This is a genomic window from Pseudomonas sp. B414 (genome assembly GCF_055408445.1).
The window spans coordinates 1-599 of sequence record NZ_JBUZTQ010000088.1; the positions used below are offsets into that span (position 1 = coordinate 1).

The window sequence follows — 599 nt, forward strand, 5'->3', positions numbered from 1 at the left end:
CGTCAGGAACGCCTGCTTGAAGAGCAGCAGCGCCGTCTTGAGGAACTTCAGGAACTTCCCGGCAAGCAGATTTCTCCTACAGCTCCAGCTCGGGCAGCTGAAAGTCGTTGTTTCCCCATAAAAGACATCCAGCTCAAAGGCGCCGACAGCCTGTCCTCAAGCGAGCATGACTCCATGCTCAAGCCCTATACCGGGCAGTGTATGGGTGTGTCCCAGCTCAACGAACTACTCAAGGTGATCACCAACCACTACATCGACAGGGGGCTGGTGACCAGCCGCGCTTACTTGCCGCAACAGGACTTGTCCCAAGGTCATCTGCAAGTACTTGTGGTGGAAGGCAAACTCGAAAGTTTCAAGGGCGCCGACAACAGTAAGTTATCCAGTCGCGAATTGGTCATGAGCTTTCCCGGTCAAGTGGGTAATCAGCTCAATCTGCGGGAAATCGAGCAGGCGATTGATCAGCTCAACCGCTTGCCATCCAACCAGGCGCAAATGGAGTTGGCACCGGGCAGTGAAGTGGGCGGCAGCGCTGTGCTGGTAAAAAACAATCCGCAAAAGCCGTGGCGCCTCAGCCTGGCGCGTAACAACGACGGCCAGAA

Annotated in this window: 1 protein-coding gene; it reads left to right on the plus strand. The window is 55.8% G+C overall.

The window, feature by feature from the left end; genetic code table 11:
* The coding region (locus ACZRMH_RS25810) for a POTRA domain-containing protein (protein ID WP_464015818.1) at nucleotides 1-599 on the plus strand (599 nt) is incomplete at both ends.